Origin of the sequence: Nocardioides conyzicola, assembly GCF_039543825.1 — a bacterium.
Taxonomy (GTDB): Bacteria; Actinomycetota; Actinomycetes; order Propionibacteriales; family Nocardioidaceae; genus Nocardioides; species Nocardioides conyzicola.
Genome location: NZ_BAABKM010000005.1, coordinates 300,537 through 317,690, shown reverse-complemented (window position 1 = coordinate 317,690; position 17,154 = coordinate 300,537). Strand labels below are relative to the sequence as shown.

Sequence of the window (17,154 nt, the reverse complement as noted above, 5' to 3'; positions counted from 1 at the left end):
TCGGTAACAACATGTTCTAAATCGTGTGGCGCCCGTCACGCGGCTGCTAGGCTGCGCCGACTCGTTGGCGTACCAGGAGGGGCGGACAGTGCGAAAGACCTTGGCAATCATCCTGATTTTTGTGGGGATGTTCCTCGTGGTGATCGGCATTCTCGCGCAGTTCTATGCGCCGGATCGCTTGGAGAAGACGCCGCTCGACGTCCACAACGTGACTCACCTGTCCGGCACCGCTGAGCTCGGTGGCGAGAGTGTGCCGATCAAGATCACGAGCACCACGGTCACGGACTCCGACAAGTCCACCGACAACGTCGTGGTCTGGAACAACGCCAGCTGCGTGGTCAAGGACGAGGACGACGTGCCCGACTGCGTCTCGACCGACGACCCGGGCAACCGCCTGATCTCGGCGTCGACCGACCAGTTCGCGACCGACCGGGTGAACGGGCTCGCCGTCGCCGACGCGACGAAGTACCTGGGCGCCGACGCCACGCCGCACGTCGGCCTGGTCAACAAGTGGCCGTTCAACGCGCAGAAGAAGACGTACCCCTACTGGGACGACACCGTCGGCGCGGCCGTCGACGCCGTCTACCAGAGCACCAAGGACCTCGACGGCATCGAGGTGTACGTCTACAAGCTGACGGTCGACAAGGCGCCCGCCTCGATCGCCGAGGGCATCGACGGTCTCTACTCCGCGAACACCGAGTTCTGGGTCGAGCCGCGCACGGGCGACATCCTGAACCAGATCGAGGACCAGGTGCGGACCACGACCGACGGCTCGCCGGTGCTCTCGATCCAGGCCGAGTTCACGGACAAGCAGCAGAAGGACAGCATCGCGAGCTCGCACGACAACCTGAGCAAGCTGGACCTCCTCGAGAAGTGGGTCCCGCTCGTCGGGTACATCGCCGGCGCGCTGTGCCTGATCGCCGGCATCCTGCTGACGCTCTCGACCCGCCGCCGCGACGAGGGCTCCTCCAACGGCACGCGCGAGAAGGCCGCGGTCGCCTGACCGCTCGCCCCAGCAGCACCTGATCTGACCCCGGTCGCCCACGGCGGCCGGGGTCAGTCACGTCGGGAGCAGCCTGGCGCCGAAGAGTGCGGTGCCGGGGGTGAGCCGGCCGCGGACGCCCGACCAGCCGCCCCAGACCCGCTCGTGCCCCTCGGGCCACTCCGGCTCGAGCAGTTCGGTGATCATGAATCCCGCCCCGGCCAGCAGCGACACCCAGTCGCCGAGCGTGCGGTGGTGCTCGACGTACGACACGACCCCGGTCGCGTCGTCGACCTCGACGTACGGCGTGCGGTCCCAGTAGGACTGGCTCGCGGTGAGCCCCTCCACCCCGGGGTCGTCAGGGAACATCCACCGGGTCGGGTGGGTGATCGAGAAGGCGTACCGGCCGCCCGGGCGCAGCACCCGTGCGGTCTCGCTGACCGCTGCGTCGATCTCGCTGACGAACTGCAGGGCGCCGAAGGAGGAGAAGACGACGTCGAACGAGTCGTCGGCGAAGGGCAGCGCGGTGGCGGTGCCGAGCACCGACGGGACGCAGACGCCGGTCTCGGCGTCGATCCGGCGGGAGTGCTGGAGCTGGCGGAAGGACAGGTCCAGCCCGTACGCGCGACCGCCGCGGCTGCGCACCCAGCGTGAGCACTGCCCGGCGCCGGACCCGACCTCAAGCACGTCCCGGTCGGCGACGTCACCCAGGACGCCGGCCTCCGCCTCGGTGAAGCCCTCGGGCCCCCAGACGAAGCCGGCGTCACCCAGGAACTCGCCGTGCGTCGACTGGTACTCGTCGGCGTACCGATCCCAGTCCGGGCCGTTGGCCCGTCGCGACTCCTGCTCCGAGACCGGCCGTCGCTCCACCCGCACGGGGGGATGGTTCTCCACGCTCGGGAGCGTAGTCCTCCGCCGGTTGGACGTACGCCGAGCCCCCCGCGTAGTCTTCAGGGTGCGCCGGAGGTCTGCCCAGTCCCATCCAGAGTGGACCATCGCTCGCTAACTCTCATCGAGCTAGTGAAACGGGCTTTCGACGTGCCCGCACGACTCCATCCATCCCAAGGACACACCTTCCTTATGACGAGCACCCTTCCCGACCTCGAGTTCCCTCAGGTCGCGATCAACGACATCGGATCCGAAGAGGACTTCCTCGCCGCGATCGATGCGACCATCAAGTACTTCAACGACGGCGACATCGTCGAGGGCACCATCGTCAAGGTGGACCGCGACGAGGTCCTCCTCGACATCGGCTACAAGACCGAGGGCGTCATCCCCTCCCGCGAGCTGTCGATCAAGCACGACGTCGACCCCAACGAGGTCGTTTCCGTGGGCGACAAGGTCGAGGCCCTGGTCCTCCAGAAGGAGGACAAGGAAGGCCGCCTGATCCTGTCCAAGAAGCGCGCACAGTACGAGCGCGCCTGGGGCACCATCGAGCAGGTCAAGGAAGAGGACGGCGTCGTCGAAGGCACCGTCATCGAGGTCGTCAAGGGTGGTCTCATCCTCGACATCGGCCTGCGCGGCTTCCTGCCCGCCTCCCTGGTCGAGATGCGTCGCGTCCGCGACCTGCAGCCCTACGTCGGTCAGACCCTCGAGGCCAAGATCATCGAGCTCGACAAGAACCGCAACAACGTGGTCCTGTCGCGCCGTGCCTGGCTCGAGCAGACCCAGTCCGAGGTTCGCCACGGCTTCCTGACCCAGCTCCAGAAGGGTCAGATCCGCAAGGGTGTCGTCTCCTCCATCGTCAACTTCGGTGCGTTCGTGGACCTCGGCGGCGTCGACGGTCTCGTCCACGTCTCGGAGCTGTCCTGGAAGCACATCGACCACCCGTCCGAGGTCGTCGCCGTGGGCGACGAGGTCACCGTCGAGGTGCTCGACGTCGACATGGACCGCGAGCGTGTCTCCCTGTCGCTGAAGGCGACGCAGGAGGACCCGTGGCAGCACTTCGCCCGGACCCACCAGATCGGCCAGATCGTGCCCGGCAAGGTCACCAAGCTGGTCCCGTTCGGTGCGTTCGTCCGCGTCGAGGAGGGCATCGAGGGCCTGGTGCACATCTCCGAGCTCGCCGAGCGTCACGTCGAGATCCCGGAACAGGTCGTCCAGGTCAACGACGACGTCATGGTCAAGATCATCGACATCGACCTCGAGCGTCGCCGGATCTCGCTGTCGCTCAAGCAGGCCAACGAGACCGCCGCCGCGGGTGACGTCGAGGACTTCGACCCGACCCTCTACGGCATGACGGCCACGTACGACGAGCAGGGCAACTACGTCTACCCCGAGGGCTTCGACCCGGAGACCGGCGAGTGGCTCGAGGGCTTCGACGACCAGCGCGCGGTCTGGGAGGACCAGTACGCGAAGGCGCACGCCCGCTGGGAGGCGCACGTCAAGCAGCAGGCCGAGGCCAAGGTCGCCGAGGCCGAGGCCGGCGAGGCCACGTCGTACTCCTCCTCCGCCGAGGTGGACGAGGACGTCGACGCCGGCGGCTCGCTCGCCTCCGACGAGGCGCTGCAGGCTCTCCGCGAGAAGCTCACCGGCGGCACCGCCTGAGCAACACGCTCAGCACGTAGCAGCACAGCACGAAGGCCCGCCCCGGGTGACCGGGGCGGGCCTCCGTCGTTCCGGGGGAGGAGCGAGCGGCTAGCGCACCGCCCGGACCAGGGCGGACACCCGGTCGATCCGGGTCCGGTGGTCGTCGGAGCGGGCGACGAAGCCGATCCGCCGCTCGTCGCCGCGCTTCGCCCGGTCGGTACGGGTCACCACGACCTTGACCTTGTACGACTCGCGCGGCGCCAGCCGCGGAGTGGTGAAGGCGCCGCGCTCGATGGCGCGGGTCAGGTCGCGGCCGGCAGCGCGGTAGCGGACCTCGAACCGGCGGTTGGTCGTGCCGCCGTCGAAGACGAGGCGGTCGGCGGACGTGCCGAGGTTGCGGATCCAGACGTCGAACGTCTGGGTACGGCCCGTCCGCGCACTCGTCAGCCGCGCGGTGACCGACTGCGAGGCGGCCGACCCGATGCGGTCGGCGCCCTTCCACGGGCCGCCGACCAGGCGGATGCGGAGGTCGGGCTGCCACACGGTCGGCACCGGGGGTGGCGGGGTCGCCGCGACGGAGTACGAGAGCGTGCGGGTGGTGTCGTTGCCGGCCGCGTCGGTCGCGGTCACGGTCACCGTGTGGTCACCGGGCTCCGACGGCGCAGCGCCTCCCTGGGGGACCGTCCCGGAGCACTCGTCGAGGTTCGATCCGCCCCGGTCCGTGCACGAGAAGGTCACGGGGGGCAGGGCGTCGCCCTCGTCGTACGTCGCGCCGTCGGCGGGACCGGCGAGGGAGATCTCCGGCGCGATCCGGTCCGGTGCGTCGTGCTTGGTGGCGCGGTAGCTGAACCACCCGACCGCGCGCAGTCCCCAGATCTCGTCGTCTGCAGGGGTCGTCTCCGTGACGATGGGGCCCTGGTTGCCGTCCGACTCGGTGTTGAACGACCACCCGACCAGGGTGTTGTCGTTGGCGAGGCGCTGCTGGCTCCCGGCGAAGGCGGCGTAGCGCCCGGGGACGGCGTGGCTCCAGACGAGCGTCGCGGTGTGCGCGTCCTCGTCGAGGACGTACTCGGTGACCCGGGTCTGGGGCCGCGCGATGCCGGGGGTGCCGGGGCTGTCCTCGTCCGTCGGGTCGGGGCACATGTTGGCCGTCTGCGGGCCGATGAGACCGGACGGGTCGAGCTTCGAGCCGTTGTCGAAGATCATCAGGTGCCCGTTCGGCATGATGCGCGCCATGTGCTGGGCGCAGTTGCCGCCGTCCGGGTCGTCGACAAAGGTGAAGTCGCTGTCCTTGCCGCCGAGCCGCCACTCGACCTCGCCGACGGCGTAGTCGTCGTGTACGGAGGTGGCGATCCGCATCACCTCGCTGAGGTTGCGGAAGGACGCGAGGATGTCGCCGTTCGCGAGCACCTGCACGGAGTTGATGTGGGCGTAGTCGCCGTTCGGGCTCAGGTAGGCGTCGGACACCGCGACGTGGTCCCCGCTGTTCCAGGTGAAGGTGGCGTGACCGGCCGCGTCCACGATCTGGATCACGGCGTCGGTCTGCCCGGGGTGCGCGGTGCTGTCGTAGCCGACGAGCACGGCGCGTCCGTCCGGCAGCATCGTGCTGTCGTGGAAGTCGGTCGAGTTCTGGCCGTCCGGCTCGTCGAGCCGTCGGCTCGCGACCGGTCGCCACTGCTCGTCGAGCGTGACGATGTGGTAGCCGTCGGCGCTGGAACGGGCCACGGTGTACTGCGACGGGTCCGCGTCGGAGACCTTGAGGTCCGACCCGTTCAGCTCGTCGACCATGACCGGGACGCCGTGCCCGTCGACGACGGTCTCGAAGGTCGAGGTGAACGCGAACGACGCCAGGGTGAGGAACGTGTAGCCAGGCTGCTGCCCGGGGTCGTCGGCCACGACGTGCATCTCGGGGAAGTCGGCGGGCAGGTAGATCCAGGACTGGCTCGTGGTGCCACCGGCATCGGTGATCTGGACGTTCACCTCGTCGCCCACCGTCAGGTCGGTGACCTCGAGGACGCCGCCGGGTGCCGGGACGCCGTCGACCACCACGACGGCCGCGGGATCGCCGCTGGTGGCCGTGACGGTGACGGTGCCGGTGCTGTCGCCCGACGTGTCGATCGCGTAGCGGTCGGTCGCGTCGTCGTACGCCGGCCAGGTCCCGGTGATGCCGGTGCCGGTGATCGCGACCGTGCGGGTCGCCGGCGGGTCTGCGGAGCCCGCCGAGGCGAGCCCGACGGCGAGGACGCCGGCGGCCAGGGAGCAGACGGTCAGGACCGGGAGCACGCGGCGCATGCGGGCATGCTAGGTGCTCAGCGGGCCAGGGGACCGAGGAAACGCGTGTCCTGGTAGTGAGAGACCGGCGGACGCTGGGGACCGCGGCCGTCACGGACGATCAGGTAGACGCTGGCCACGCTCAGCGCCACGACGACGAGAAGGAGGATCATCAGGAAGGTCATGGCAGTAATACTGCGCCTGTCGAGATCCTGCCACGAGTGGCAGAAAAGTCAGAGTACGTTGATTTTCTGCCACATCGGGTGTTTGCTGTCCTGGTGAAGAAGGTGGCCGTGATCGTGCAGGAGGGCGCCGAGCCGTTCGGGCTGGGCTCGCTGGTCGAGGTGTGGGGGGAGCCCTACCACCCGGAGGACGACAACCCGGTCTTCGACTTCCAGGTGTGTACGCCGCGGCCGGGACGGCTGCGCGGTCGCTCCGACTACGACCTCGTCGTGGAGCGTGGCCTCGAGGCCGCCGCCGACGCCGACCTGGTCTGCCTGGCCCCGAAGTACGACTTCACCGACCACGACCCGCTCGTGCTCGACGCCATCCGCGCGGCCGAGGCGCGCGGCGCCACGATCTATGCCCACTGCTCGGGCGTCTTCGAGATCGGCGCCGCCGGCCTGCTGCACGGCCGGGAGTGCACCACCCACTGGCGCTACACCGACCTGCTGGCGAAGACCTACCCGGAGGCCAAGGTCAAGCCCGACGTGCTCTACTGCCACGACGGCAACATCCTCACCGGCGCCGGCTCCGCCGCCGGCATCGACGCGTCGCTGCACCTGATGCGTGACCACTTCGGCGCCAAGGTGGCGGCGACCACCGCCCGACGGATCGTCGTGCCCCCGCACCGCGACGGGGGACAGGCGCAGTTCATCGCCAACGCCGTGCCCGACTGCGACGCCGAGACCCTGGGTCCGCTGCTGCAGTGGATCGTCGAGAACATCGGCGAGGACCTCAGCGTCGAGACCCTGGCCCGCCGCAACCACATGTCGGCGCGCACCTTCGCCCGCAGGTTCCGCGCGGAGACCGGCACGACGCCGCACTCCTGGGTGACCCGGCAGCGGGTGCAGGCGGCGGAGGAGCTGCTCGAGCGCACCGACCACCCGATCGACTGGATCGCCGACGAGGTCGGCTTCGGCAACGCCGCGACGCTGCGCCACCACTTCGCGCGGGTGCGCGGGCTGAGCCCGCAGCAGTACCGTCGCCGCTTCGCCGGCTAGTCCAGACCCAGGTCGGCGACCAGCTGGCCAGTGACCTGCTGGAAGTGGGCGTCGTAGTCGAGGATGCCGCGGTGCATGTGGCCGAACAGCTCCATGCTGATGTGCCCGAAGACGGTCGTCCAGCCCATCAGCCAGCGCACGATCCGCTCGTCCGCGACCGCGACGTCGAGCGCCGGGTAGACCCCGCCGAGCGCCTTGCGCTCCTTCGGCGGCACCGGTCGCGTCGTGGCGAGCAGGTCTCCTGCCGTCTGCGACTCCTGGGCGAGCCGCAGGAACGCGCCCGTGATGCGGCCGGCCGAGCTGACGGTCGTGTCCGGGGCGACGTAGCCGGGGACGGGGGAGCCGTAGAGGAGTGCGTACTCGTGCGGATTGGTGCGCGCCCAGTCGCGGATCGCGTTGCACACGGCCAGGAACCGTCGGTCCAGGGCCGCACGCCGCCGGACGCCGGCGTCGGCCCGCTCGACCGCGTCGCCCAGCTCGTCGTACGCCTCCACGATCAGGGCGGTCAGCAGCTCGTCGCGGCTGGGGAAGTAGCGGTAGACCGCTGACGAGACCATGCCGACCTCGCGGGCGATCGCACGCAGGGACAGCGCCGCCGGCCCCACCTCCGCGAGGTGGCGGCGTGCCGTCTCCTGGATGGTGCGGGTGATCTCGACGCGGTTCTCGGCTCGGGACATGGACACATCGTGACACATTCGAGAGCAGTGCTCTTGCTTTTGGCTGCGAGTCGTGCCAACCTGGAGAAACAGAGAGCGGTGCTCTCGATTCAAACTTCAGGAGGAACCATGTCTGAGCTTCATGTCGTCGTCGGCGCCGGGCCCGTCGGTCGCGCCACCGCTCTCGAGCTGGCCGCGGCCGGCCACGAGACGCTGCTCGTCAGCCGGTCGGGGAGCGGTCCGGACCTCCCCGGCGTACGCCGGGAGGCGGCCGATGCCGCCGACGCCGACCGTCTGACGGAGCTGGCGGCCGGCGCCGTCGCGATCTACAACTGCGTCAACCCGGCGGACTACACGGTCTGGTCGACGTTCTGGCCCCCGGTGGCCGAGGCGTTCCTGGTCGCCGCCGAGCGGACCGGCGCGCTGCTGGTGACCGCGTCCTGCCTCTACGGCTACGGCCCGGTCGACGGCCCGATGGTCGAGGGGATGCCCGACGCCGCGACGACGAAGAAGGCCCGGATCCGGGCCGGGATGTGGGCCGAGGCGCTGGCGCGCCACGAGGCGGGTCGCATCCGCGCGGTCGAGGTGCGCGGATCGGACTACATGGGTCCTGGGGTGACGGTCGCGGCCGGGCACGTGGCCCGGGTGGCTCCGGCCGCGCTGGCCGGCAAGACGGTGCGGGTCATGGGCCGGCCCGACGTACCGCACTCGTTCACGGACGTGCGCGACATGGGTCGGGCGCTGGTCGCCGTGGCCGCGGCACCGCAGACCTGGGGCCGGGTGTGGCACGCCCCGACCAACACGCCGGTGACGCAGGCGCAGGCCGTGGCCGACGTCTGCCGGGCGGCCGGGCGCGAGCCGGTGAAGGTGAAGGCCTTCCCGAGGGGCACCCTGGCGCTCAGTGGGCTGGTCGTGCCCGTGATGCGCGAGCTGCGGGAGACCGAGTACCAGTTCCAGCGTCCCTACGTGCTCGACTCCAGCGCCATCGAGCGTGAGCTCGGCCTGACGCCCACGCCGTGGGCCGAGGTCTGCCGGGCGACCGCGGTCAACGCGGACCCGACACTGGCTCAGGCCGCGACGGTCGAGAGCCCGCTGCGCACCAGGTCGGCGTAGCGGCCGCCACGCAGCAGCAGCTCCTCGTGGGTGCCGTGCTCGACCACCTGGCCGTGTGCGAGGACCGCGATCTGGTCGGCGTTGCGCACGGTCGAGAGCCGGTGGGCGATGGTGATCGTCGTCCGTCCCTCGGCCAGCTCGTCGAGCGCCGCCTGCACCTCGCGCTCCGTCTCGTTGTCGAGCGCGCTGGTGGCCTCGTCGAGCACCAGGATCCGCGGGTTGCGCAGGAGCGTCCGGGCGATCGCCAGCCGCTGCTTCTCGCCGCCGGAGAACCGGTGGCCACGCGAGCCGACCATCGTGTCGTAGCCGTCGGGGAGTGCCGTGACGACGTCGTGGATGCGGGCAGCCCGGCAGGCGGCCTCGATCTCGGCGTCGGTGGCGTCCGGCCTCGCGTGCAGCAGGTTGTCGCGCACCGACGCGTGCAGCAGGTAGGTCTCCTGCGTCACGACGCCGACGGTGGCGGCGAGGTCGTCGAGCGTGAGGTCGCGGACGTCGACCCCGTCGATGCGGACCGCGCCCGTGGTCGGGTCGTGCAGCCGGGCGACCAGGGAGGCCAGCGTCGTCTTGCCGCTGCCGGTCTCGCCCACCAGGGCGAGGGAGCCGCCGGCCGGCACGGTCAGGTGGATGTCGTGGAGGACCGGCGCGTCGCCGTACCCGAAGCCGACGTGGTCGAAGCGGACCTCGCCGTGGACGCGGCCGAGCCGGACCGGGTCGGCCGGGTCGTCGATCTCGACGGGGAGGTCCTGGTACTCGAAGATCCGGCTGAAGAGCGCGAGCGATGCGGTCACGTCGGCCTGCACGCCGAGCAGCCCCATCAGCGGGCGGAAGAGCGCGCCCTGGAGGGCGACGAACGCGACCAGGGTGCCGATCGTCATCCCGCCCGAGGTCGCGGGCAGGCCGGCAGCGAGGTAGAGGGTCGCAGGGACGGCGGCGAACACGATGTTCATGGTCGCCATCCGCCAGCGGCCGGCCAGCTGGGAGCGGACCTCGAGGTCGACGAGCTCGGCCGAGGTCTGCTCGAAGCGGCGCGCGAGGGTGGGCGCGGCGCCGAGGGTCTTGGTGAGCTGGATGCCGCTGACGGACAGGCCCTCCTCGACCTGCACGTGCAGGTCGGCGAGCTTGCGCTGACGGGCCGCGGTCACGGCGTACCGCATCCGCGCCACCTGGCGCGTGAGGACGACCGCCGGCGGCAGGACGACGAGCGTGACCAGGGCGAGCTGCCAGCTGAGCAGCAGCATCGCGACGAGGGTGCCGACGACGGTGGTCAGGTTGGACGCGATCGAGGTGGCCGTCGAGGTGACGACCGACTGCATGCTGCCGATGTCGTTGACGACCCGCGACTGGATCTCGCCGCCACGGGTGCGGGTGAAGAAGCCGATCGACTGGCGCTGCAGGTGGCCGAAGAGGTCGGAGCGCAGGCGGTGCATCACGCGCTGGCCGACGGTGGTCGACTGCCAGGTCTGGACGACGCCGATCGCGGAGGTCGCGACGGCGATGCCCACCATGAGCAGGACGCAGGTCAGCAGCAGGGAGACGTCCTGCTGGGGGATCGCGACGTCGATGACGCGCTTGATCAGGAAGGGCTGGGCCAGCGCGATCAGCGAGCTGGCCACGATCAGGACCACGACGAAGGCCAGGCGGGCGCGGTGCGCCGAGAACAGCCGGCCGATGCGGCGCAGCGAGACGGGGGCGTCGGCGAGCTGGGCCTTGTCGGCCTGTCGCGACTCGGGACTGATCGATCCGGGGCGGCCTCCGCGGCCGCGGCTCATGGGCTCCGCCATGCGCTCACCTCTCTCACGGATGGGGGAAGGTCATATGGTGAGGTTACCTCACGATGAGGGAACGCGCGCATTGGCTAGGATGTTCCCGTGCATCACCACGACACCACCGGCGACGAGTCGACCAGCGACCTGCTGATGATGGCCGCGCGCTCGATGCGCCGGTCCTTCGGTGAGGTGATGGCGGAGTACGACGTCACCCCGAGCCAGGCGCGGGCGCTCCGGGTCGTGGCCGAGCTGGAGCCGGTGCGGCTCTCGGTGCTGGCCGAGCGGCTGCGCATCGCGCCCCGGTCGGCGACCGAGGTCGTCGACGCCCTCGAGGAGCGCTCGCTCGTGGCCCGGCAGCCCGATCCCGCCGATCGGCGGGCGACCAGCGTCGTGCCGACCGACGCGGGGACGGCGCTGCGGGCCAAGCTCGACGAGGCGCGTCGTACGGCGACGGAGCAGCGACTGTCCGTGCTCAGCGACACCGACCGCGCCGAGCTCGACCGGATCCTGCGGCTCGTCGTCGGCCAGGAGTAGGCGTCAGGAGTAGCGGTGGCTCTTGGCCGCGTGGCCGGCCTCGCGGGTGCAGCTGCGCCCGTTCATCGACCGGTGGCCGCACAGGCCGTCGGTCTGCGTGGCGGCCTCCGGGGGTGCCACCGGCGCCGCCTTCGCGGTCTTGGCCGCTGCCTTGGGCTCTGCCTTCGGCTGGGCCGGCGCCTGGCCGCTCTGGGCGGCGGCTGCTCGTGCGTACTTCGCCTCGCGCATCGCGCGCAGCTCGTCGGTCTTGCTCATCGTTCGCTCACCTGCTCAATCTATGTCACGGCACCGACATCCCGCCGGGCGACACCAGGCCCGCGCCGTACGCTTGCCAGCATGGCGGACGCAGCTGACCACCCGATCGCGTACACCGCGCTCCAGCCGGGCACGCCCGTGCAGACGAGCGACGGGCACCCGTTCGCCACGGTCCGGTCCGTGCTGGTGGACGAACTGGTCTCGGTGTTCGACGGCATCGTCGTCGAGACGGCCGATGGCACCCGGTTCGTGGACGCTCCTCAGATCGACTCGATCTGGACCAGCCACGTGCTCACGACGCTCTCGGCGGAGCAGGCGGCGAACCTGCCGGAGCCGGACGGGTCGTCCCTGGTCCAGATCAAGCCGCCGCGGTCGGTGGGCGACCGGATCGGCCGGATGTTCGGTCGCGGCAAGCGGTAGCGCGTCGACGTCGCCGCATCGTCAGGCGACGAGGGTCCAGAGTCCGGGGCCACTTTCGATGAAGCGCGTCCGGACCAGCGCAGGCGCCATCGAGGTGTAGGTGTGCCCGGTCGGCGTGGTCGTCTCGACCGCATGTCGAGCACCGGGGCTCGGTCTCGCTCGCCATCCCGACGCCTGCTTGGCGTGGTTGCAGGCTTCGCACAGACCCTGGCCGTTGGGTTCGTTCGTGGGTCCGCCTTCTGCGACGGCGGTGACATGGTCCGAGTGCCTGACCGGGGCGTCGCACCAACGGGTGCGGCACCGCTGGTCACGGAGTCGGATCATCCGGGCGAGCTGTGCGGGCATCAACCGGCTCGTCGAGTCCATCGCGACCAGTCGGCCGGTCTCGGGGGTGGCGTAGAGGCGCCGCACCCAGGCCCGGGTCGTCCCGGCCAGCTGGCGTGCAAGGTCTGCGGGGATCGGGCCGTAGCCCTCCACGTACGCCGGATCGTCGCCGCCTCCGAGCAGGACCCGGTCGCTGACCACCAGGTTGATCATGACTGCTGGCCTGGTGTCCGTCGCGGGGGCGGTCGACAGGACTCGCCGTACCAGGGTGTCGGCCATGATCTGCCCGCGGCCGCGGTGGTCGCCCGCCGCGCGCAGCCGATCTGCCTCGCGGCTGAGGACGGCGTACACGGCGACACCGTCCTTCACGGGCAGCAGGGCCGAGAGCTGGCTCATCACGTCGGGCGCGGGGCGCAGCGACACCCGGCGGTCGTTCTCGGCGCGGCTCCGGCGTCGTACGACGGACTCGGGGTCGAGCCGGTAGGCGATCGTGCGCGCCTCGCTGACGAGCTCGCCGTCACCCATCGCCTCGAACCGCTGGGCGTTGCCGGCGATCTCGGCGTCGACCGTCATCCGGTCCTCACGGCTCAGGCACGCGGTCTCGCGAGCCACCAGCGTCGCCCGCCACTCGGTCACGCGCCCGGCGCGGAACGCCGCCATCGTGTGGGGGAGCTCGGTCGTCAGGACCTTGGCCAGCCCGAGGTGCTGCTGCCCACGGTGCGGTGACTCCCGGCGGGCGAGCGCGATCTGGGCGGCGACGCCGCGACCCTGTCGCGCGGCGGGCACGCCCTGCGAGGCCTGCGCCGCCCGCTGGGAGGCGTCGAAGGCGGCGCTGAGCACCGCCTGCGCAGCCTCCGCTGCACACTTGAGCGTCTCGAGCTCGCGGATCAGGTCGATCCGGGACGCGTCGTCCAGGCCGCGATCGGGGGAGGCGAGCCCGCGCGCGAACGCCTGCACCGCGGACGCGACTAGCGGCTTCTGGACGTCGAACATGTGTTCGATTATATACCTGTCCTCCGACACCCGCAAGGGGCGAGGCGCCGGACCGGGGACCGGTGCGAGGATGCGTGGATGAGCTGGGGAGACGTCTGGGTCAACGGGGACAAGGTCCGACCCGGCATCGATGCCACCGGCCCACGGGCGCCTTGGATTCCGGCAGGCGTCATCTCGTCCGAGCAGCGGGCGTTCGTCGAGGCGATGCAGCTGCTGCGGAGGACCCGCGGTGCGCACGCCCGAGCGGTCGAGTTCGACCTCCAGGTCACCTCGTCCGCCGTGAGCAAGGAGCGCGCCGGCTCGGGGAAGGCCGTCGTCGGCTTCGAGCCGGACGGCCTGTGGCTCGCGGTGGACGTGACCCCGGCCGGGAGCCTTGAGGAGGAGACTCGCTTCGTGGTCTTCACGCAGCGCGTGCACGTCGTGGCCGGGGCCCAGCGGACCACCCAGCGCGGTACGCCGAACCGCTCGCGGGCGACCATCCCGCTCCGCGGCCGCGCGCGATCCCGCGAGAGCGCCCTCGAGTGGGCTCACCGGGCGGCTCGGGACTGACCGACCGCGGAAAGTCACACGTCGCTGGACATGAGAGGTACGCAGCACAGACACGCCCGCAGAGGCTCTCAGCGTGACATCGGGGAGACTGTCTGCCATGACCGCGGCCGAGGTGGATGCCTACCTGGCAGGAGTGGAGGAGCCGAAGCGAAGGACCCTCGAGGCTCTCCGCCGATCAATCCTGGCCGTGGTGCCTGACGCCGAGGAAGGCATCTCCTACGGCATGCCGGCGTTCCGGGTCGGGGGCAAGGTGGTCGCTGGCTTCGCGGCCTTCAAGCACCATCTCGCCTACCTGCCGCACAGCGGTGAGGTGCTGAGTCATCTTGGCGACCGACTGGACGGGTACGAGCGCACCAGCGGTTCGCTCCACTTCCCGATCGACGAACCCCTTCCGGATGACCTGGTTCGAAGCCTGGTGCAGGCGAAGCTGGAGATCCTCGGGATCTGATGGCGTAGCCAAGAATCTCCGCGGTACGAAAGCCGGAGTAGACGTGGCATCGGCGAGCATTGGCGGCGGAAAGTCGCACCCGGGTCATCGCGCGGGTGATCCCGCCGGCGCCCCGCACGCGATCCTTCTCTCGCCTCAGAACTGGCGGTCAAACGTCCCGGACTCGAGGGCGGTAGTGGTGTTGGTGCCGAGCCCGCCCAGGTCGGTGGCCACGCCGGACGGCGTCCAGCTCATCGTGGAGGAGTTCGTGACGGTCCGCGTCGTGGTGCCGCTTGCCTGCGACGCCACCGTGATCGTCACCCGCGTCATGGTCACGCCGTTGACGGTGACGGTGGAGGCCGTCATGGTGGCGTTGAACTGGGCGGTGCCGAACGTGGAGATGTAGTCCTCGCGGAGGTTGACCGATCCGAGGTTGACCGCCGACCCGCCGCGCAGGATGTCCACGGTGTCCCCGGTGCTGCCGAGGCCGAGACTGTTGCCGTCGCGCAGCCTGAGGCTGACTGCCACCGACGACCCGTCCCAGCCTGGACTGATCGACGTAGGCCGCATCTGCTCGGTGTAGGTGAAGGCCATCGTGTCTGCGGTGTCGAGCTTGCCGGCCACGGCGCCGTTGGTCGTCTGTACGTCCGAGGCACGCGGGGCGGTGTTGTCGACCCTGCGGTTGGCGACGACGGTCGAGGTCGTGGTGCGGCCCGCGCCGTCGGTGACGATGGCTCGCAGGTCGTAGAGGCCGTCGGCAACGAACGTGGTGTTGTACACGCAGGTGTACGGCGAGGTGGTGTCGGTGCACACGTCACCCCAGCTCGCGGTGCCGGCCGGCGCGCCCTGGATCCGAACCGAGGCGACGCCTGCGGTCGAGGCCGCGGAGGCGGTCAGGGTGACGGTCCCGGAGATGACCGGTCCCGGGTCGTTGAGCACGACCGACGTCACCACGTTGTCGACGACGCGGTTGGTGACCGCTACTGAGATGGTCGCGTTGCCGGCAACGTCTGCGGCGATGGCGCGGAACGAGTAGGTCCCGTTCACCAGTGTCGTGGTGTCGAACTCGTAGGAGTACGGCGAACTCGTGTCCGAGGCGAGGTCCCGCCAGGTGGTCGAGCCCGCGAGCGCGTACTGCAACACGACACTCGCCACGCCGGAGTGAGCGTCGGCGGCGGTCGCGGCGAACGTCACGCGGCCGCGCAGCGGGGTGCCTGGGTTCTGCATGGTGACGCTGGGGGCGAGGTTGTCGACGAGGACGCCCGTGACGACCGGCGAGGTCAGCGTCCTGGAGCTGGAGGTCGCGACGGCGCGCAGGTCGTAGCGGTCGTTGGTGAGGCCGTCGGTCGCCCAGGCGCAGGAGTAGGGAGACGCGGACTTGGTGCAGGCGGTGGTCCACGTCGACGTCCCTGCTCGGGCATACTCCATGCGCACCGTGTAGCCGTCGCCGACGCTCGTGTTCGACATGGTGGCTGTGAGCGGCACCGCTCCGCGAACGACAGCGCCGGGGGTTGCGAGCGTGACGCGGTGGCCGAGCGATGCCGACGCCGCCCACGTATTGGAGGGTGAGATCGTGCGGGCCGTGAACCCGGCCATGGCGCTCTGACTGCCGGCGAGACCGATCCCGCCAGCAACCAGCAGGGCTAGGACTGGCACCGCGGCCGCGGGATGCCGGCGCGCGAAACCGCGGTGCCGACGTCCGGGGGCAGGGCGACCGGCCCCCGGTCCGTCGCCGTTGCGGCGCCGTCCGAAGCGCTGCGTGGCAAGCGCGAACGCCAGGACCGTGATCCCGCTCCACAGCACGAGGGGCGCCATGTTGCCATTCGCGAGCCAGACGAAGGGGCGGCCGACGAACGGCACTAGCAGCGTGGCCCGCGAGTCGACGCCCTCGTCGGTGATCGGGGTCGGGTCATTGCTGGGGTTGGCGTCACCGGCCGTGGCGTACTTGCCGCCGCCGAGGTTCTCGACGACCCGGTGCACGAGCAGTTCGCCGCTGTCGGGCTTCGCCGGGTTCGGGAAGATCACCACCCGGCCGACCGGGACCTTCGATCCGGAAGCGAAGGGTTTTGCCACGACCACGTCGCCGACTGAGATCGACGGCTCCATCGAGCCACTGCGTACGACGAAGCTGGACCAGCCCCACAGGGTCGGCAGCAGGGCTGCGACCAGCAGGGTCAGCAGAAACGAACGGTAGATCCGGCCCAGCACCTGGGCGACCAGCCGCGCCCTCGCGAGGAGGACGGGCCGGTCTCCTCCAGCGTCGCCGCCGCAGGCGGCAGCGCCGGGAGGTCCGGACACGGTAGCGATCGCCATGTGCGGTACCTCCAGACGGTTGGGGAGCGGAGTAGTGCTGCGTCAGCTGGTCTCGAGCTCCCACTGCAGGTCGATGCCCGTGTGGCTGCCCTGGAGCTGGTCGATCTGGGGCTGGGTCAGCCCGGTTGTGTCGAAGGTCCACGTCACCTGGTAGGTCCGCGACTGCGTCCCGGCCGTGACGGGCCAGCCGCCGACGCCGTTGGCGTAGCTGTTGGCCAGCGCGAGCTGTGACAGCGGGGTGCTCGCGACGACCGGGTTGCCGGTCGCGAGCGGGGTGAAGCCAGTGCAGGTGGCGAAGGAGCCGCCGTTACCAGCACTGACCGTGACCTTGACGTACTTCTCGAGCCCCGCGGACGAAGGGACGGCGTTGACCAAGTAGGCCTTCACCACGCCGGCGGTCGAGGCGTTGGCGGTGACGGTGATGCACTTGGTCTCGGTGTCTCCCGGGATCATGCTCGCCACCTGGAAGCGCGCCGAGCCGGCGTCGTCGTCGGTCAGCGCCACCGAGCCGGTGGCCCAGTCGTTGCCCGAGTTGCGGGTCGTGCCGCTGAACGCGGCGTAGGACGACTGCCACACCAGAGCTGCGGCAGCGAGCATCGCGACTGGGGTTGCGGCGGTGATGGCGACCTTGCCGACTGTCGCGGACGTGATTCGCATGAGGTGCTCCTCTAGGTGGGGTGGGGGCCCACTGTGGGCCCTTACTGCAGCTAAAAGGGGGTTTCGGGCAAAGTCAGGACTAAAGACCTGTCCGGACCTCTCTTCTCAAACCCGACTGAGATGCGGTAAATGAGCAGATCTG

At 70.4% G+C, this 17,154-nt stretch carries 17 protein-coding genes; 8 read left to right on the top strand and 9 right to left on the bottom strand.

Annotated elements, in window-relative coordinates:
• Nucleotides 1-25: 25 nt before the first annotated feature.
• On the top strand, nucleotides 26-1,003 hold the full coding sequence (gene pgfA / locus ABEA34_RS23200) for a cell envelope lipid trafficking protein PgfA (protein WP_345524132.1): 978 nt from the start codon (nucleotides 26-28) through the stop codon (nucleotides 1,001-1,003).
• 57 nt (nucleotides 1,004-1,060) lie between these two features.
• Here the strand turns inward: pgfA and ABEA34_RS23195 are convergent, their stop codons facing one another.
• Nucleotides 1,061-1,876, bottom strand: coding sequence for a class I SAM-dependent methyltransferase (locus ABEA34_RS23195; RefSeq protein ID WP_345524131.1), 816 nt, complete (start codon nucleotides 1,874-1,876; stop codon nucleotides 1,061-1,063).
• A gap of 186 nt (nucleotides 1,877-2,062) precedes the next feature.
• On the opposite strand from ABEA34_RS23195, the gene rpsA reads away from it, so the two are divergent.
• Nucleotides 2,063-3,529 (top strand): 30S ribosomal protein S1, encoded by a 1,467-nt coding sequence (gene rpsA, locus ABEA34_RS23190; RefSeq protein WP_345524130.1) that lies wholly within the window; start codon nucleotides 2,063-2,065, stop codon nucleotides 3,527-3,529.
• 90 nt (nucleotides 3,530-3,619) lie between these two features.
• Here the strand turns inward: rpsA and ABEA34_RS23185 are convergent, their stop codons facing one another.
• Together ABEA34_RS23185 and ABEA34_RS23180 are read right to left on the bottom strand one after the other, a co-directional pair.
• Complete coding sequence (locus ABEA34_RS23185) at nucleotides 3,620-5,803, bottom strand: aryl-sulfate sulfotransferase (RefSeq protein WP_345524129.1); 2,184 nt, start codon at nucleotides 5,801-5,803, stop codon at nucleotides 3,620-3,622.
• Nucleotides 5,804-5,820: 17 nt separating this feature from the next.
• Nucleotides 5,821-5,967, bottom strand: a complete 147-nt coding sequence (locus ABEA34_RS23180; protein ID WP_345524128.1) for a hypothetical protein — start codon at nucleotides 5,965-5,967, stop codon at nucleotides 5,821-5,823.
• A 93-nt stretch (nucleotides 5,968-6,060) separates the two neighbouring features.
• Between ABEA34_RS23180 and ABEA34_RS23175 the strand changes: the two genes are divergently transcribed.
• Nucleotides 6,061-7,005 carry a GlxA family transcriptional regulator gene (locus ABEA34_RS23175; protein WP_345524127.1) on the top strand — a complete coding sequence of 315 codons (945 nt, stop codon included), beginning with the start codon at nucleotides 6,061-6,063 and terminating at the stop codon, nucleotides 7,003-7,005.
• On the opposite strand, the gene ABEA34_RS23170 is transcribed toward ABEA34_RS23175, so the two are convergent.
• Entirely contained in the window at nucleotides 7,002-7,682 is a 681-nt protein-coding gene (locus tag ABEA34_RS23170; RefSeq protein ID WP_345524126.1) for a TetR/AcrR family transcriptional regulator, read from the bottom strand. The two genes, ABEA34_RS23175 and ABEA34_RS23170, sit on opposite strands and share 4 nt — an antisense overlap.
• Before the next feature lie 108 nt (nucleotides 7,683-7,790).
• Here ABEA34_RS23170 and ABEA34_RS23165 point away from each other — a divergent pair, with 108 nt between their 5' ends.
• Nucleotides 7,791-8,774: an NAD-dependent epimerase/dehydratase family protein gene (locus ABEA34_RS23165; RefSeq protein ID WP_345524125.1), complete on the top strand. Its 984-nt coding sequence runs from the start codon at nucleotides 7,791-7,793 to the stop codon at nucleotides 8,772-8,774.
• Here the strand turns inward: ABEA34_RS23165 and ABEA34_RS23160 are convergent.
• On the bottom strand, nucleotides 8,729-10,555 hold the full coding sequence (locus tag ABEA34_RS23160; RefSeq protein ID WP_345524124.1) for an ABC transporter ATP-binding protein: 1,827 nt from the start codon (nucleotides 10,553-10,555) through the stop codon (nucleotides 8,729-8,731). The two genes, ABEA34_RS23165 and ABEA34_RS23160, sit on opposite strands and share 46 nt — an antisense overlap.
• A gap of 87 nt (nucleotides 10,556-10,642) precedes the next feature.
• On the opposite strand from ABEA34_RS23160, the gene ABEA34_RS23155 reads away from it, so the two are divergent.
• A complete protein-coding gene (locus tag ABEA34_RS23155; protein WP_345524123.1) occupies nucleotides 10,643-11,074 on the top strand; it encodes a MarR family winged helix-turn-helix transcriptional regulator in 432 nt (143 codons plus the stop codon).
• A gap of 3 nt (nucleotides 11,075-11,077) precedes the next feature.
• Here ABEA34_RS23155 and ABEA34_RS23150 read toward each other — a convergent pair whose 3' ends face one another.
• Nucleotides 11,078-11,329: a hypothetical protein gene (locus ABEA34_RS23150; RefSeq protein ID WP_345524122.1), complete on the bottom strand. Its 252-nt coding sequence runs from the start codon at nucleotides 11,327-11,329 to the stop codon at nucleotides 11,078-11,080.
• Between the two features lie 81 nt (nucleotides 11,330-11,410).
• Here ABEA34_RS23150 and ABEA34_RS23145 point away from each other — a divergent pair, with 81 nt between their 5' ends.
• Complete coding sequence (locus ABEA34_RS23145) at nucleotides 11,411-11,749, top strand: hypothetical protein (protein WP_345524121.1); 339 nt, start codon at nucleotides 11,411-11,413, stop codon at nucleotides 11,747-11,749.
• A 21-nt stretch (nucleotides 11,750-11,770) separates the two neighbouring features.
• On the opposite strand, the gene ABEA34_RS23140 is transcribed toward ABEA34_RS23145, so the two are convergent.
• Nucleotides 11,771-13,066, bottom strand: coding sequence for an HNH endonuclease (locus ABEA34_RS23140; RefSeq protein ID WP_345524120.1), 1,296 nt, complete (start codon nucleotides 13,064-13,066; stop codon nucleotides 11,771-11,773).
• Nucleotides 13,067-13,144: 78 nt separating this feature from the next.
• Here ABEA34_RS23140 and ABEA34_RS23135 point away from each other — a divergent pair, with 78 nt between their 5' ends.
• Both ABEA34_RS23135 and ABEA34_RS23130 read left to right on the top strand, forming a co-directional pair.
• Nucleotides 13,145-13,615, top strand: coding sequence for a hypothetical protein (locus tag ABEA34_RS23135; protein ID WP_345524119.1), 471 nt, complete (start codon nucleotides 13,145-13,147; stop codon nucleotides 13,613-13,615).
• Nucleotides 13,616-13,712: 97 nt separating this feature from the next.
• A complete protein-coding gene (locus tag ABEA34_RS23130; protein WP_345524118.1) occupies nucleotides 13,713-14,063 on the top strand; it encodes an iron chaperone in 351 nt (116 codons plus the stop codon).
• 135 nt (nucleotides 14,064-14,198) lie between these two features.
• Here the strand turns inward: ABEA34_RS23130 and ABEA34_RS23125 are convergent, their stop codons facing one another.
• Nucleotides 14,199-16,355 carry a signal peptidase I gene (locus ABEA34_RS23125; protein ID WP_345524117.1) on the bottom strand — a complete coding sequence of 719 codons (2,157 nt, stop codon included), beginning with the start codon at nucleotides 16,353-16,355 and terminating at the stop codon, nucleotides 14,199-14,201.
• 42 nt (nucleotides 16,356-16,397) lie between these two features.
• Nucleotides 16,398-17,012, bottom strand: a complete 615-nt coding sequence (locus ABEA34_RS23120; RefSeq protein ID WP_345524116.1) for a hypothetical protein — start codon at nucleotides 17,010-17,012, stop codon at nucleotides 16,398-16,400.
• Nucleotides 17,013-17,154 lie beyond the last annotated feature (142 nt).